Source organism: Actinomadura monticuli, assembly GCF_041463655.1.
GTDB classification, from domain to species: domain Bacteria; phylum Actinomycetota; class Actinomycetes; order Streptosporangiales; family Streptosporangiaceae; genus Spirillospora; species Spirillospora monticuli.
The window spans coordinates 196,849-212,573 of the sequence record NZ_JAXCEI010000008.1 but is presented as its reverse complement, the minus strand read 5'-3'; the positions used below and the strand labels follow the sequence as shown (position 1 = coordinate 212,573).

Here is a 15,725-nt window from a genome sequence, read left to right as displayed (position 1 = left end):
GCGACACTCCAGCCTACGCGCCGCCGCCGCCCGCCGCGCACCCCCGGCGCACTCCCGTCCCGCGACCGTTCCACGACACGGGGACAGGCCCAGAGTGGACAAATGGCGGACGGAGCGCAGTCATGCGATTACGCTGCGAGATTGTGACCGATCTGCGTACGCCGCCGGTCAGCGACGGCGATCTCTTCTCAGAACGCGCCCGACAGTACGCCCTAGAGAAGCCCCTGCAGCGGATCCACCTCCTGGAAGCCGGCTGCGGCTGGGGCACGGGCCTGGACCTCGGCGACCACGACCACCACGTCACGGGCGTCGACATCGAGTCCCCGGAGCTGCGGGCCTACACCTGCGAGCGGCCCGACCTCGACGCCTGGCACCTCGGCGACCTGCGCACCGTGCCGATGCCGCCGCGCGCCTACGACATCGTGCACGCCTCGTACCTGATCGAGCGGGTGCCGCATGCCGAGCTGGTGCTCGACCGGTTCGTCGCCGCGCTGAAGCCCGGCGGGCTGCTGCTGGTGCACCTGCGCGACCGCGACACCGCGTTCGGCTTCCTGGACCGCACGCTGCCCCGGTGGCTGCGCACGTCCGGCCGCCGGGCCCGCCCGCGGCCGGCACGGGGGCCGCGCACCGGACGGGGGCCGCGCCCCGGACGAGTCGCGCGTCCCGGACGGGGGTCGCGCGGCGCCCACGCCCGGGTCCCGTACCCGGCGGACGAGCGGGTCGCCGGGCCGCAGACCCGCTCCGAGGCCCGGATCGACGTCCGGTCGGAGACACGGGCGGAGACACGGGTGGAGGCGCGGCCTCCGGAGTCCGCGCCGGAACAGACGTCCCGGCCGGTGCCGGTGGTCCGGACGAGCCCGCCGCCCGCGCTCTACAGCCGGGTCGCGTCCCGGTCGGGCATGCGCTGGTACTGCGTGATGCGCGGCCTGGTGATCTCCGAGGAGTACACCTCCCGGCAGGCCATCGACGCGCTGGGGGCCGGAACCGGCCTCGCCGAGCTGCTGTGCCGGATCGTGTCCGCGGTCACCCGCGGGCGCCTCACCGCAGACCACAGCGAGATCACGCTGGTCATCCGCAAACCCGAGAACCGTTTCGCGCGGGTCATCTGACCGGGCCGGGTGTGCGCGCGTGGGGGCCGACGCAGTATTTTTCCTGCGGAAACTCCCACTGACACGGACGAGCCCGGCTCCCCGCCGCCGGGCGGGATCGGAGATCGCGGTGACCGCCGAAGCCGGCCTTCCCGACACGCTGCGCGACCTGCCCGCCTGGACCCCGGGTCCGGTGGAGCTCGCCGACCTGGAGCTGGTGCTCGCCGGGGCGTACCGCCCGCTGACCGGGTTCCTCGGGTCCTTCGACACCGCGACGGTGACCGCCGGCGGGCGGCTGGCCGACGGCACGCCGTGGCCGGTCCCGGTCACGCTGGCCGTCCCGAAGGAGCTGACCGGGCACGAGCGGGTCGTCCTGCAGGACCCGGAGGGCGTGCCGCTCGCCGTGCTGGAGGTCGCCGAGTCCTGGCAGGATCCGGTGACCCAGGGCTGGCGGCTCGCGGGGCCGCTGGAGGCCCTCCGCGCCCCCGCGCACGGACCGTTCCACTCCCTGCGCCGCCGCCCCGACGAACTCGACCCCGCCGCCGGCGACGTCCTCGCGAAGTCCTCCGAGGGGGGACGACCCCCCACACCCCCCGGCAACCCGCTCGCGAAGTCCTCTGAGGGGGGACGACCCCCCACACCCCCCGCCAACCTGCTCGGGGTGGCCACGCGCGAACCCCTGCACCGCAAGCAGCTGGGCCAGCTCCGCCAGGTCGCCGAGCGGCTCGGCGCGAAGGTGCTCGTCCTGCCGCTGCTCGGCGGCGAGCACGACGACTCCCTCGTCCGGGCGCTGCTGGGCGTCCGCAAGGAGCTGCCGGACGGCACCCGGATCGTCCCGGTGCCGCTGCCCGACCGGGGCGACCGCGAGCGCGACGTCCTGCTGCGCGCGCACGTCGCCGCCGCGTACGGCGCCACCCACCTGCTCGCCGAGGCGGAACTGGAGGGCGCCCCGATCCCGCTGGTCGTCCCGGAGCCGTGGGCCTACGACGCCGACGTGGAGGTCTGGCGGCCGGTCGCGCGCATCGAGCCCGACCACGTCCAGGCGGAGCTGACCCCCGAGCGGCTGGACGCGCTGCTGGACGCGGGCGAGCCCGTCCCCGACTGGTTCACCCCGCCCGCCGTCGCCGCCGAGCTGGCGCTCGCGCGCCCGCCGAAGCACTCGCGCGGCATCACGGTGTTCTTCACCGGGCTGTCGGGCTCGGGCAAGTCCACGGTCGCGCGCGGCCTGTCCGACGCGCTGATCGAGCGCGGCGGCCGGACGGTCACGCTGCTGGACGGCGACGTCGTGCGGCGGATGCTGTCGGCCGGCCTGACGTTCTCCCGCGCCGACCGCGACCTCAACATCCGGCGGATCGGGTTCGTCGCCGCCGAGATCACCCGGCACGGCGGCACCGCGATCTGCGCGCCGATCGCCCCGTACGCGGCGACCCGCGCCGAGGTGCGGCGGATGGTGTCCGCCGTGGGCGACTTCATCCTGGTGCACGTGGCGACGCCGCTGGAGGAGTGCGAGCGCCGTGACCGCAAGGGCCTGTACGCCAAGGCGCGGGCGGGCCTCATCCCGGAGTTCACCGGCGTCTCCGACCCCTACGAGACGCCCGACGACGCCGATCTGACCCTGGACACCTCGGCCATGGCGCCGGACGAGGCGGTCGGCAGGGTCCTCGACCTGCTGGTGAGCGGCGGCTGGGTTCGTCCCGAATAGCACAACTGACTCGTTTGTCCCTCGATACCCGGGTTACACCCCTCGGGAGTCCGTCCCTTAGTGTGTTACGGAAGTTTTCCTACATGGCAGGTAGGTCATGCCGATGGACTTCGATTGGACGATGGCGCTGGGCTCGTTCCTGGTCGCCATCATCGTCGGGCTGACCGGCATGGGCGGCGGCGCACTGATGACACCGATGCTCGTGACGTTCTTCGGGGTGAGCCCGCTCGCCGCCGTGTCCAGCGACCTGGTCGCCGCCGCCGTCATGAAACCCGTCGGCAGCGCCGTCCACTACCGGCAGGGCACGATCAACATGCGGCTGGTCGGGTGGCTGTGCGCGGGCTCGGTGCCCGCCGCGTTCTCCGGCGTCCTGATCGCCAGGGCGCTCGGCGACGGCGCCTCCGTCGAGGAGATCATCAGCAAGGCGATGGGCGTCGCGCTCATGATCGCGGCGGCCGGCCTCGTCCTGCGCGCCTACCTGGCCCACCGGGGCCGCGCGGGCTCGGGCGACGGGGACGGCGCGCCCGAGGTCAGGATCCGACCGATTCCTACCGTATTGATCGGGATTATCGGCGGGCTCGTCGTCGGCATCACCTCGGTCGGCTCCGGCTCCCTCATCATCGTGGCGCTGCTCGCCCTGTACCCGACGCTGAAGGCCAACCAGCTCGTCGGCACCGACCTGCTCCAGGCCGTCCCGCTGGTCTTCGCGGCCGCCATCGGCCACCTGCTGTTCGGCGACTTCCGGATGGAGGTCACCGCCGCCCTGCTCGTCGGCTCCGTCCCCGGCGTCTACCTCGGCTCCAAGATCTCCTCGCGGGCGCCCGGCGGCCTCATCCGCCGCGTCCTCGCGCTCGTCCTGGTCGCGTCGTCGCTGAAGATGTTCGGCGTCGGCGCCGTCCCGCTCGCCTGGACGATGGTCGTGCTCACCGCCGCCACGGTCGCCGCCTGGCTCTACGTCCGTCACCGCAACCCCCGTAACCTCGGCAACCGGGATACGCTGCCCTCTCCCGTACCGGCGGCCGGCGGGGCCGCCCCGTCAGGAGGGCAGAGCGAGAGTGGACCGACGATGGCCGCATGAGACCGTCGACGTGCTCGGCGTGCGCGTCAGCCGCATCGACGTCGCGCGACTCCGGGCCTTCACCGCGGCGGCCGTCAAGGACCGCACGAAGCTGACCATCACGTTCGCCAACCCGGACTACGTGCTCAAGGCGCAGAACGACCCGGCGCTGCGCGACCTCATGAACCGCTTCGACCTCAACCTGCCGGACGGCTGGGGCGTGGTGCTCGCCGCGAAGATCTTCGGGCGCCCCGTGCCCGGCCGGATGGCCAACGACGACCTCACCGACGACCTGTTCGGGCAGCCCGCCGAGCACGGCTGGCGGGTGTTCCTGTTCGGCAACGCGCCCGGCGTCGCCGAGGCCGCGGCCGAGAACGTCCAGAAGTGGTACCCCGGCCTGCACATCGCCGGGACGCTGCACGGCCACTGGGCGGACGACCAGGGCCGCATCCCCGCCGAGACCGCCGAACGGCTCATCGCCGAGATCAACGACGCCTCCCCCGACATCCTCCACGTCGGCCTCGGCACCCCGCTACAGCAGCGCTTCGTCAGCGACTACCGCGACCGGCTCACCGCCCCCGTCATCATCACGTGCGGCGCGTACTTCGAGCACCTCGCCGAGCGGCGCGAGTACTACCCGGCCCTCGTCCTCAAGCTCCGCATCGGCTTCCTCTACCGGCTGGCGCGCGAACCCCGCCGCCTCTGGCGCCGCTACACCGTCGAACTGGGCTCCTACCTGGGGCGCGTCATCATGCACCGCATCCGTCACGGCAAGGCGCCCGACGCGTGAACGACATCTCTATCGGACGGCGGTTCCAAAGAACCGCTGACCGACTTTCGCCTATGTGGTAGGACAAGATGCCATCATCAACCCCGGCCGCACCCCGGAGCTCCTTCATGCGACCCATCATCGCCTGTCTCACGGCCACCACCCTCGCGGCGTCCGCGCTGACGGCCGCGGCGGGCGCTGCGTCCGCCGACATCGCCCAGCCGTCGGTCGTCTCGGCCAACCCGGTGAACAACACCCCGCACGTCCTGGACGGCACCGTCCGCGCCATCGCCGTCGTGGGCAGCCTGGTCGTCGTCGGCGGCAACTTCGAAGAGGTGCGGGAGGCGAGCAGCGGCGCCAAGACGCTGAAGCGGCACAACCTGTTCGCCTACGACATGAAGACCGGCAAGATCAGCACGGCCTTCGTGCCGAAGGTCAACGGCACCGTCCACGCCCTCCAGGCCGGGACGAGCGGCTGGGTGTACATGGCCGGCACGTTCACGACCGTCAACGGGGCCAAGACGGGCACGGTCGCCTCGATCAAGGCGACCACCAACACGGTGCACACGGGCTTCAAGCCCGCCGTCAACTACCGGGTCACCACGATGGTGCGGCGCGGCCTCCACCTCTACATCGGCGGGTCGTTCACCAAGGCCGGCGGCAAGACCCGCAGTGCCGTCGCCCGGCTCGACGCGCTGAGCGGCGCCGCCGACGCCGGCTTCAACTTCACCGTCACCAAGCCGCGCTCCGGCACGCTCAAGGTGTACAAGCTCGCGGTCGACCCCGCCGACACCCGGCTGGTGATCAACGGGACGTTCACCCAGGTGAACGGGCAGACCCGGCACCAGATCGCACTGATCAACCTGGGCAGCACCGCCAAACTGTCGACCTGGTCGACCACCGAGTACGCCGACGCGTGCAACCTCAACGCGTTCGACACCTACATGCGCGGCATGGACTTCTCCCCCGACGGCAAGTACTTCGTCGTCGTCACCACCGGCGGCCCCTACGGCCAGACGACGCTGTGCGACTCCGCGGCCCGCTGGGAGGCGTCCGCCACCGGGTCCGGCAAGAAGCCCACCTGGGTCAACTGGACGGGCGGCGACACGCTGCTGTCCACCTCCGTGACCGGCGCCGCCGTCTACGTCGGCGGCCACCAGCGCTGGCTCGACAACCCGTACGGGCACGACACCCCCGGCCCCGGCGCCGTGTCGCGTCCCGGCATCGGCGCGCTCAACCCGTCCACCGGCAAGGCGCTGGCGTGGAACCCCACCCGGACGCTCGGCCACGGCGTCGAGGCGCTCGTCGCCCACCCGAGCGGCCTGCTCGTCGGCAGCGACACCGAGGAGCTCGGCCACGAGTACCACGGCCGGCTGGGCATGTTCCCGGCCGGGTGAACCGCCGGAACGATGTGAGATAAAGGGGCGACGACCATCGAGAGGAAGGGGCCGTCCGTGCGCGACCGCGACCCCCGCGACGAGTTCCCCGATGGCCGTCACCGCCCCGACGCGCGCCGCTCCCAGCCCGTCCCGCCCGCCCGGCGGCGCGGGCCCCGCCCGGCCTTCTACTTCACCACCGCGGCCACGCTCCTCGCCGTCGGCGCCTCCGCGGGCGCCATCGCACTGACCGGCGGCGGCGTGAGCCGCGACGCCCGGACGGCGTCCGCCGGGAGCGGCACCGTCGTGCCGGCCTCCGCCGACACCTACGTGGTCCGCGAGATGCCGGGCACGGGCTTCGGCGACGCCAAGAAGATCACCGCCTCCGTGTGGCCCGACTGGCACACCGAGGCCTACATCGCGTTCGACGTGCCGCGCGGCACCCCGCGCATCACCAAGGCCCGGGTCGAGGTGGCCTTCGAGCGCTCCGCCAACCGGCCGCGGCAGGTCGAGCTGCGCTCGCTGCCCGCCTCCTGGACGGAGAACGGCACGTCCTGGAGCAACCGCCCGGCCGCCGGTCCGGTGATCGCGACCGCCGCCGCCGGCGCGGACCGCATCTCCTTCGACGTCGGCTCCGTCGTGACCGGCCCCGGCCGCTACGCGTTCGCCGTCACCAACGAGGACCTCCGGTCGGCGGCGTCGCTCCACTCCCGGGAGGCCGGCGACGGCCCGCGCCTCGTGCTGAAGACACGACGCGGCACGCCCGCACCGTCCCCGAGCGCCTCGCCCGCCCCCACTGCGTCGGCGCCCGCCGCACTGCCCGCCCCCGGCCCCGAGCCCACCTGGCAGGCGCCCCTGCCCACCCGGTCGCCGGAGTCGTCCGCCGGCGGCGGCAGGACGCTCTGCGGGCTCTCCCTCGAACTCCAGCCGGGCGAGACGTTCCAGAAGGCCCTCACCCGCCTGGACGCCAGGTACGGGGGCCTGGAGACCGTCCGCCTCTTCTACCGGGGCGTCCCCCCGGCATGGCCCGGCAACCCCGACCTCGGCGACCGCCCGCCGATCATCTCCTTCAAGTTCGCGCCGAAGGACGTCCTCGCCGGGAAGTACGACAAGGCCATGACCCAGTGGTTCGCGACCGCGCCGCGCGACCGCGACGTCTACTGGGTCTACTACCACGAGCCCGAGGACAACATCGCCAAGGGCGAGTTCACCGCCGCCGACTACCGCGCCGCCTGGCGGCGCCTCCGCTCCCTCGCCGACAAGGCCGGCAACTCGCGCCTGCACGCCACCCTCGTCCTGATGAGCTGGAGCCTCGACCCCCTCTCCAAGCGCGACTGGCGCGACTACTACCCGGGCCGCGACGTCATCCAGGTCCTCGGCTGGGACGCCTACAACCTCGGCTGGAAGAAGGGCCGCTACGACGACCCGGCCACCATGTACGACCGGGTCATCGCCGTCAGCGAGGCCGAGAACCTCCCCTTCGGCGTCGCCGAGACCGGCAGCTACCTCGTAGGCGGCGACGACGGCACGAAACGCGCCGCCTGGCTCCACGCCACCAACGCCTACCTGAAGAAGCACAAGGCCGTGTGGGTCGCCTACTTCGACCTCGACTGGCCCACCGGCGACTTCCGCCTCCTCGACTCCCACAGCCGCAAGGCCTGGCAAGAATTCTGTTAGGGGCCGTGTTGGCCCAGGGGGGCGACCCCCTGGAACCCCCGTTGCGACGCAGGCGATCCTCACGCCGCCCTTGCGGTCTGTCGTGCCTGTGCGGGTGTGTGGGGCGTCGCTGCGGTCGCCCGGCTCGACGGGCATGCCCGCTGCGGTCGCTGGCGCTCCCTCCGCGTGCCTGCCTGTGGTCGTCGCTCCTGTCCGCGGCAAAGCTCAGGCCCAGTCCAAGAGCGCACAACGTGCCGCCTCCGCCGTCGAGGAAAGGATGTCAACGCGTGCGCTATCGCTGAGGTCCGTGCCAAGCGTTGGCGTGGGAGGGCGGGGCCTGGTGGAGGTATGGGCGTGGCCGCGGACGGGCCTTCTAGGGGGTGCCGTCCGCGGCCACGAGGTTAGGTTGCGGTTACTTGCGCTTGAGGATGATGGTCCACGTTGCGGCGCGGCTGGCGGCGTTGGTGGTGGCCTTCTTGCCGCCGTAGGAGCCGGTGGGGACCGCGGCGTTGCTGTCGACGATCAGGCTCGTGATGCGGCCGCCGCCGGAGCCGATGCCGGTGCCGCGGGTCTCCACGCCGGCGGGCGTCGTCCACGCGGTGGTGGTGGACGACTTGTCGCCCCAGTACGTGATGGCCCAAGAACCAGCGGAGGTGACGTCGGCGTCCGGGCTGGTGTGCTCGGTGCCGGAGTCGTCCTCGGTGTTCTTGGCGACCTTCGCGACCGGGTCGGTGGCGTCGGTGCCCGCGTAGGCGAGCAGCCGGATGTCGGCCTTGGTGAAGGCGCTCAGCCCGATGTTCACCTGGGTTCCGGCGTCACCGGCCTGGGCGACCCTCTTGTAGAGGACCGAGGTGGCGCTGCCCGCGTTCTGCTCGTCCACCTTCGTCCAGCCGGGCGGCGGAGTCGTGAGCTCCGCGTCGCCGCTGTTGAAGGTCAGCACCATGATCAGGCCGTCGCCGGCCTGCACCGACGCGGGGACGTGGGCGTAGGCGGTCTTGACGTTGGCGTTGCCGCCGTCACCGCCCCGGTAGGAGATGTCCGCCTGGTTCGGCGCGACCGTCACCGTCTGCGCCCGGGTGTCCTTGGCGCCCTGGTCGTCGGCCACCGTCAGCTTGACGGTGTAGGTGCCGGCCGCGGCGTAGGTGTGCTGCGGCGTGGCGCCCGTGGCGTTGCCGCCGTTGCCGAAGTCCCACGCGTACGAGGCGATCGAACCGTCGGGGTCCGCGGAGCCGGACGCGTCGAAGGTGCACTGGAGGTCGTCGCAACTGCGGGTGAACGCGGCCTGCGGGGCCTCGTTCGTCGCGGCGGAGTCGCCCTGCGCCAGGACGATCGTCCACATCGCGGCCCGGCTCTCGGCGTCGGTGGTGGCCGTCTTGCCGCCGTAGGAGCCGGTGGGGACCGTGCCGTTGCTGTCGGCGGTCAGGCTGGTGATGCGGCCGCCGCCGGAGCCGATGCCGACGCGACGGGTCTCCACGCCGGCGGGCGCCGTCCACGCGGTGGTGGTGGACGACTTGTCGGCCCAGTACGTCACCGCCCACGAGCCGGTGCCGCCGACCTGCGCGTTCGGGCTGGTGTGCGCGGTGACCGCGTCGGCGTCGCCGCCCTTGGCGACGGCGGCGATCGGGTCGGTGGTGTTGGTGCCGTCGTAGGCGAGCAGCTGGATGTCGGCCTTGGTGAGGGCGCTCAGTCCGACGTCGACCTGGGTTCCGGCGTCACCGGCCTGCGCGACCCGCTTCCACAGCACGGAGGTGGCGCTGCCGACCGTCTGGGTGTCGACCTGCGTCCAGCCCGGGGGCGGCGTCGTCAGCGACGCGCTGCCGCTGTTGAAGGTCAGCATCAGGATCATGCCGTCGCCCGCCTCGACGGACGGCGGGATCTGCGCGTAGGCGGTCTGGACGTTGGCGTTGCCGCCGACCCCGCCGCGGAAGGCGATGTTCGCCTGGTTGGGCGCGACGGTGAGCGTCTGGGTCTTGGTGCCCTTGCCGCCGCGGTCGTCGGTCACCGTCAGCTTGACGGTGTACTCCCCCGCCTCGCCGTAGGTGTGCTGCGGCGTGGCGCCGGTGCCGCTCCCGCCGTCGCCGAAGTCCCACGCGTACGAGGCGATCGAACCGTCGGGGTCGGCCGAGCCCGACGCGTCGAACGTGCAGTCGAGCTGGTCACAGTTGGCGGTGAACGCGGCCTGCGGCGCCGTGTTGGGCGTGCCGCTGAACAGGAACACCGTCCGGCCGCGCCAGTCGGCGGAGCTGACCTCGGTGGACGCGCCGGAGGGCACCCCCGCGGCGGAGAACGCGACCCGGTACAGGCGGCCGTTGCCGTTGTTCACGTAGTAGAGGTGGCCGCCGTCGACGAACATGCCGCCGGCGGAGCTCCACGACATGCCGGGCAGGTTGTTCACGGCGGTGAACTCCTGCGCGCCGACGACGTTGCTCTCGGGGTTGAACGTCCGGTAGTAGAGCGCGGACGTGCCGCGGGCGTAGTAGATCCGGCCGGCGGCGAAGAACATGCCGGTGATGTTCGGGACCTGCGAGTGCCAGGTCGTCATCGCGGCGAGCTGGTCGGCGGCGTCGATCGCGGTGATCGGGCCGAGCGTGGTGCCGTCGAACGAGCGGCGGCTGAAGGTGCCGTCCGAGCCGCCGTAGAACAGCTCACCGTTGATCATGAAGGCGCCGCGCGCGGACCGCCAGTCGACGCCGCCGGTGGCGTCGGCGACCTCGGCGCCGGTGGTGGTGCCGTCGAACGAGCGGTGCTTGAGGTAGTTGACCGCGCCGAAGCCGATGCCACCGCCGGAGTAGACGTTCCCGGGCAGGTCACCGGTGCTGTACGCCGGGACGGCCTTGCCTCCGGCGACCGGGAACAGCGCGAGCTTCTGGTGGAACTCGCCGCCGACGTTGTCGGTGTCGCTGCCGATCCACAGGCCCTCGTCGGTGGCCAGCATGTCGAACACGCCGACGCCCTTGTCGCGGCCGGGGTTCCAGCTGAACGGCAGGCCGCTGGCGGGGTCGAGCGCGACGATCCCCTCGCGGGAGACGGCGCCCTGGCCGGGCTTGTCGCCGGCGAACGGGTTGTTGGCCCAGCGGAAGTGGCCGCCGGTGTAGACGGCGGTGTCGGTGATCTCGACGGCGTACGTGGTGTCGCCGCCGGTGAAGTTCACCCAGGTGGGTTGCTGGCCGGCGCCGGTGGCGGCGCTCTCCCAGCGGGCCTGGGTGTCGCAGAGCTTGGACGTGCCGCCGTAGGCGCCGGTGGTGGTGACGACGAAGTACGAGCCGTCCGGGGAGAACTCGACGTCCCGCATGTAGGTGTCGAACGACTGCGAGCACTGGTCGGCGTAGCGGGTGGTGTCCCAGTTCGCGAGCTGCGCGGACTGCCCGGTCAGGTCGAGCATGACGATCTGGCGCCGGGTGCTGCCCAGGACGGAGTTGAAGTTGCCGACGCCGATGAGCTTGGAGCCGTCGGGGCTGACGTCCATCTTGTAGATCTGGGTGACGCCGTCGCCGGTCTGGGTGCCGGCGATGTTCGCGTCCACGAAGTCGTCGCGGGCGCCGGTCGCCGGGTTCAGGGTGGCGAGGCCCGCCCGCGGGGCGCCGTCCGCCGTGGCGAACGTGCCGGCGACGTACAGCCGCCCGCCGGCGAGGCGCAGGTCGCGGACCCGGGCGTCGAGCTGCGGGTCGAACGCGGCGATCGGCGCGCCGGTCTGGGCGTTGATCCGGGCGAGCACGAAGTGGCGGACGCCGTTGATCTCGCTGAAGTTGCCGCCGACGTAGATGGACTGGCCGTCGGGGGCGGGCAGCAGCACGCTGGCCTCGCCCTTGTTGAGGCTGGGCGTGAAGTCCGGGTCGATCGCGCCGGTGGCGGCGTCGAAGGCGAACAGCCGGTTGCGGGTCAGCGTGGGCTTGCTCCCGCCCGGCTCCTTGACCTGGGTGAAGGAGCCCCCGACGAAGATCTTGCCGCCGATCTTGATGATCGACGTGACGTCCCCGTCCAGGACGTTCGGCGTGAAGTCCGCCGGGTCCGCGCTCACGACGCGGCCGTGACCGGGCTGCGACCCGCGCTGGTCCGCCTGCGCCGGGACGGCGACGGCGAGGCTCGCCGTCAGCGCTCCGAGCGCGAGTGCGGCCCCCGCGGCCAGCGCCCCCCACCTGCGTCTGCCCATCGACCCCTCCGTGCCACGTAGACGTAAAGCCACCGTATTGTGCGCGCGACGGCCCGCAGCGCCGGGCAATCGTAGCCGTGCGGTAGTTGACCAGCCGATCTGATCAGCAACATTTCGGTTTCAACCAACGAACGGCGCCCGGATCCGGCCGACCCGGACGTGCCGCGCGTGCGCGCGGGACACGTCCACCGTGCGCCGCGAGGTACGCTGCGCACCTCAGGTGGACGCCCCGCACCCCTTACCGGACGACCGGAACCGGTGACCGAAACCGGCCACCCCCCGCCGTCGCCCCGGGCGGCCGGACGGACGTCCTCCACGTGCGGCGTCGCGCCCGGGTGCCGGGCGGCGCGGTCCGCGCGCCGGACGGAGCGTCCAGGAGAAACGGAGCGGTGATTGGCCGGGATGCGAGGGATCGCGGGGAGCACGCCTCTCGCGCCGCCGCGGCTGCTGCCGTGGCGGCTGCGTCCGGGCTGGCCGCTCAGCGTCGCGCTGCTCGGCTTCCCGCTGTGGTGGATCCTCGGCCTGGCCAACGTGGTGCTGCTGCTCATCAGCGTCCCGATGGCGATCACGCTGTGGCGGCGCCGCGGCACGCTGGTCGCGCCGAGCGGCTTCGGCGCCTGGCTGTTCTTCCTGATCTGGGTCGTGCTGGGCCTGCTCGTGCTGTGGGCGGACGCGCCGCTCGCCGAGCCCGGCGGCGGGTTCAGCCGGCTGCTCGTCTACGGGTACCGGTTCGCCTGGTACCTGTCGTTCACCATCGTGCTGCTCTACATCGGCAACATGAGCGAGCGCGAACTGCCGTCCGGCAAGATCGGCCGGCTGCTCGGCTACATGTTCATCGTGACGACCGTCGGCGGGCTGGTCGGCTCGTTCTTCCCGTCGATCCAGCTGACGTCGCCGGTGGAGATGGTGCTGCCGCAGGGGCTGACGGGCAACTCCTTCGTCCGCGACATCGTCCACCCGAGGGTCGCCGAGATCGAGTCGATCCTCGGCTTCGCGCAGTCCCGGCCGATGGCGCCGTTCGCCTACGCCAACACCTGGGGCGCCGCGTACGCGTTCTTCCTCCCGTACTTCCTGCTGACGTGGATCGTCCGGGCCCGGATGCGCCGCCGCGTCTTCGCGCTGATCATCCTGGTCGCCTCCCTGTGGCCGGTCGTGTACTCGCTGAACCGGGGGCTGTGGGCGGCGCTGGGGGCGATCGGGCTGTTCGGCGTCCTGAAGCTGCTGCAGGTCGGCGGGCCCCGCGTGATCGCCTGGACGGCCGGGATGGCCGCGGTCGGCGCGCTCATCGTGGCGCTGTCGCCGCTGCCCGGCCTCGTCCAGGACCGGCTGGACAACCCGCACAGCAACAACCGGCGCACGCTGCTGGCCGAGGAGACCACCCGCAGCGTCCTCATGGGGTCGCCGCTGGTCGGCTTCGGCTCGACCCGCAACGTCCAGGGCGACCTCGGCCAGGTCGCGGGCGGCGCGAAGGCCGGCTGCAAGGCGTGCGAGTCGCCGCCGCTCGGCACCCAGGGCCACGTGTGGCTGCTCATCTTCGCCAACGGCGTCGTCGGCACGATCGCGTTCTGCGCGTTCTTCGCGATCCGGTTCCTGCGGCATTGGCGCGACCGCGGCGCCTACTCCCTGGCGGGCTGCTGCGTGCTGATCTCCTGCACCCTTTTCATGATCACCTACGACATGGTGGAGGTACCGCTGTACACGGTGATGATCGCGGTGGCCCTGATGTGGCGGGCCAGCCGGGACGCGCACGGCGTGCGCCCGCCGCGGGCCCGCGTCCGCGCGCTGACCGAGGAGCCCGCGCCGGCCGCCGAGGCGGTCGCGCAGTGAGCGCCGGGGAGACGCGCGCCGCCTGGACCGGGGCGGTCGAGGAGCTGTGGCCGGGCGCGACCGTCGACGCCGTGCCGCCGGGGCGGTCGGCGGGCGCGCGCCGCGAGCTGGCCTTCCTGCCGGACGCCGAGCACCCCCGGCTGCTGGTCCCCGCGGGACTGCCCCGCGCCGCCGCCGCCGCGCTGCGCCGCTACAGCCACGACCTCGGCCCCAGGCAGCGCGTCTCGCGCGGCCTCACCGCGGCGGCCGTCCGCACCGGGCTGCCGGAGCGGACGCTGCGCGACCGGCTCCGCGTCACCGGCGGCGGCCCCTCCATCGAGGACCGGCTGGCCGAACTGCTCGGCCGCCCCGTCGTGGTCAGCATCGGTCTCGGCAGTGCGCGCGCCAACCGCAAGCCGATCCTGCACGTGCTGTCACCGCGCGGCGAGCCCGTCGCGTTCGTCAAGGTCGGCGACACGGAGACGGCCCGCGGCCTGCTCGACGGCGAGGCCGCCGCGCTCGCCTACCTGAACGCGCACCTGCCCCCGCCCTCGGCGCGCGGGCGGCTGCACGTCCCCGAACTCCTCCATCACGGACGGTGGCGCGACCTCGACCTGCTCGTCCTGGAGCCGCTTCCGACGGGCGCTCTCGGCTGGCGGCCGCGCGGAAGCGCCCCCGTCGCCCAGATGCGGGCGCTGTTCGAAGTCGGCGGTGTCACGCGCACGCCGCTGCGCGACAGCGGCTTCTGGGACGGCATGGCCGCGAGCCCCGCCGGCGTCCTGGACGAACGGCAGCGCGCCGTCTTCGGCGAGGTGGTCGAGGGCGTCGGGAAGGCGCACGGCGACCTGCCCCTCGACTTCGGCGCCTGGCACGGCGACTGGACCCCGTGGAACATGGCCTGGCACCGCGGCGTCCTGCGCCTGTGGGACTGGGAGCGCTTCGCGCGCACCGTCCCGAACGGCTTCGACCTGCTGCACTACCGGCTGCAGGAGGCCATGCGCACCGCGTCCGGCCCGGCCTACGCGGCCTGGCCGGACGGGACGGCGGCCGCCCTGGAGCCGCTCGGCATGCCGGCCGGCGCCGCGGAGGCGACCGTCCGGCTCTACCTGCTGGAACTGTGCCGCCGCTACCTGCTGGCCGCGCAGGAGCCCATCGGCGGCCCGCTGCGCGCGGACGCCGAGCGGCTGCTGTCCCTTCTGCACGACGACCTCGGGAGGCTCTCGTGATCTCGCACCGTGACGCCCCGCAGTGGGTCAAGGAGGCCGGACGGGCCGCCACCCGCGCCGGGGGGCGGCTGACGTCCGGGGCCCGGATGCTCCCGGACTTCCTCATGGTGGGGACGCAGCGCGGCGGCACCACGTCGCTGTTCCGGGCGCTGGCCGCGCACCCGGCGGTCGTCCAGCCGAACTTCCACAAGGGCGTGCACTACTTCGACGTCAACTACCCGCGCGGCCTGGCGTGGTACCGGGGGCACTTCCCCGTCCGGTCACTCGCCGAGCGCCGCGTCACCGCCGCGATGGACGGTGCGGCACCGCTGGCCTTCGAGTCCGCCGGCTACTACATGCACCACCCGGTGGCGCCGGAGCGGATCGCCCGCGACCTGCCCGGCGTGAAGCTCATCGTGCTCCTGCGCGACCCGGTCGTGCGCACCTACTCGGCGCACAAGCACGAACTGGCCCGCGGGTTCGAGACCGAGCCGTTCGAGCGGGCGCTCGACCTGGAGGCCGAGCGGATCGCCGGCGAGGTCGAGAAGATCAAGGCCGACCCGGCGTACGTGAGCCACAGCCACCGGCACCACTCCTACCTCGACCGCAGCCAGTACGCCGACCAGATCGAGCGCCTGTTCGCGCTGTTCGGCCGCGACCGGGTGCTGGTGCTGTACGCGGAGGACTTCTTCTCCGAACCCGAGCCGTGCTACGACTCCATCCTGGAGTTCCTCGGCCTGCCGGCGTGGCGGCCGGCGTCGTTCGAGCGGCACAACGCCCGGCCCGGATCACCGCTGCCGGACCACCTGCAGCGCCGCCTGTCCGACCACTTCGCCCCCTACGACGACAGGCTCGCCGCCCTCCTCGGCGCCGAACCGGCCTGGCGGCGATGACCCGGCCATGACGACGGCACCGC

10 protein-coding genes are annotated in these 15,725 nt (G+C 72.8%); 9 read left to right on the top strand and 1 reads right to left on the bottom strand.

Translation table 11 applies throughout. From position 1 onward, the window contains the following. Window positions 1-143: 143 nt before the first annotated feature. From SM611_RS19970 to SM611_RS19945, 6 genes are all read left to right on the top strand, one after another. Complete coding sequence (locus SM611_RS19970) at window positions 144-1,109, top strand: class I SAM-dependent methyltransferase (protein ID WP_371951335.1); 966 nt, start codon at window positions 144-146, stop codon at window positions 1,107-1,109. A 109-nt stretch (window positions 1,110-1,218) separates the two neighbouring features. After that, window positions 1,219-2,790: an adenylyl-sulfate kinase gene (gene cysC / locus SM611_RS19965; protein ID WP_371951333.1), complete on the top strand. Its 1,572-nt coding sequence runs from the start codon at window positions 1,219-1,221 to the stop codon at window positions 2,788-2,790. A 103-nt stretch (window positions 2,791-2,893) separates the two neighbouring features. Further along, window positions 2,894-3,868 carry a sulfite exporter TauE/SafE family protein gene (locus SM611_RS19960; RefSeq protein ID WP_371951331.1) on the top strand — a complete coding sequence of 325 codons (975 nt, stop codon included), beginning with the start codon at window positions 2,894-2,896 and terminating at the stop codon, window positions 3,866-3,868. Next, window positions 3,846-4,637 carry a WecB/TagA/CpsF family glycosyltransferase gene (locus SM611_RS19955; RefSeq protein WP_371951330.1) on the top strand — a complete coding sequence of 264 codons (792 nt, stop codon included), beginning with the start codon at window positions 3,846-3,848 and terminating at the stop codon, window positions 4,635-4,637. Before SM611_RS19960 ends, SM611_RS19955 begins: the two co-directional genes overlap by 23 nt. 107 nt (window positions 4,638-4,744) lie before the next feature. Further along, window positions 4,745-6,013 carry a delta-60 repeat domain-containing protein gene (locus tag SM611_RS19950; protein WP_371951328.1) on the top strand — a complete coding sequence of 423 codons (1,269 nt, stop codon included), beginning with the start codon at window positions 4,745-4,747 and terminating at the stop codon, window positions 6,011-6,013. A gap of 57 nt (window positions 6,014-6,070) precedes the next feature. Then, window positions 6,071-7,669, top strand: coding sequence for a CBM96 family carbohydrate-binding protein (locus tag SM611_RS19945; protein ID WP_371951326.1), 1,599 nt, complete (start codon window positions 6,071-6,073; stop codon window positions 7,667-7,669). A gap of 391 nt (window positions 7,670-8,060) precedes the next feature. On the opposite strand, the gene SM611_RS19940 is transcribed toward SM611_RS19945, so the two are convergent. After that, a complete protein-coding gene (locus tag SM611_RS19940) occupies window positions 8,061-11,798 on the bottom strand; it encodes a PKD domain-containing protein (protein ID WP_371951325.1) in 3,738 nt (1,245 codons plus the stop codon). Between the two features lie 402 nt (window positions 11,799-12,200). On the opposite strand from SM611_RS19940, the gene SM611_RS19935 reads away from it, so the two are divergent. From SM611_RS19935 to SM611_RS19925, 3 genes are read left to right on the top strand one after another with little or no spacing between them, the layout of a single operon-like run. Next, window positions 12,201-13,625, top strand: a complete 1,425-nt coding sequence (locus tag SM611_RS19935) for a hypothetical protein (protein WP_371951514.1) — start codon at window positions 12,201-12,203, stop codon at window positions 13,623-13,625. Then, window positions 13,622-14,830 (top strand): hypothetical protein, encoded by a 1,209-nt coding sequence (locus SM611_RS19930; RefSeq protein WP_371951323.1) that lies wholly within the window; start codon window positions 13,622-13,624, stop codon window positions 14,828-14,830. The genes SM611_RS19935 and SM611_RS19930 overlap by 4 nt, the downstream gene beginning before the upstream one ends. Beyond that, entirely contained in the window at window positions 14,827-15,702 is an 876-nt protein-coding gene (locus SM611_RS19925) for a sulfotransferase domain-containing protein (RefSeq protein WP_371951321.1), read from the top strand. The genes SM611_RS19930 and SM611_RS19925 overlap by 4 nt, the downstream gene beginning before the upstream one ends. Window positions 15,703-15,725: the final 23 nt, after the last annotated feature.

Excerpts from the sequence above, each read along its gene's own strand:
- SM611_RS19960 (WP_371951331.1), top strand. The coding sequence starts at position 2,894 with ATGGACTTCGATTGGACGATGGCGCTGGGCTCGTTCCTGGTCGCCATC.
- SM611_RS19950 (WP_371951328.1), top strand. The coding sequence starts at position 4,745 with ATGCGACCCATCATCGCCTGTCTCACGGCCACCACCCTCGCGGCGTCC.
- SM611_RS19940 (WP_371951325.1), bottom strand. The coding sequence starts at position 11,798 with ATGGGCAGACGCAGGTGGGGGGCGCTGGCCGCGGGGGCCGCACTCGCG.
- SM611_RS19935 (WP_371951514.1), top strand. The coding sequence starts at position 12,201 with ATGCGAGGGATCGCGGGGAGCACGCCTCTCGCGCCGCCGCGGCTGCTG.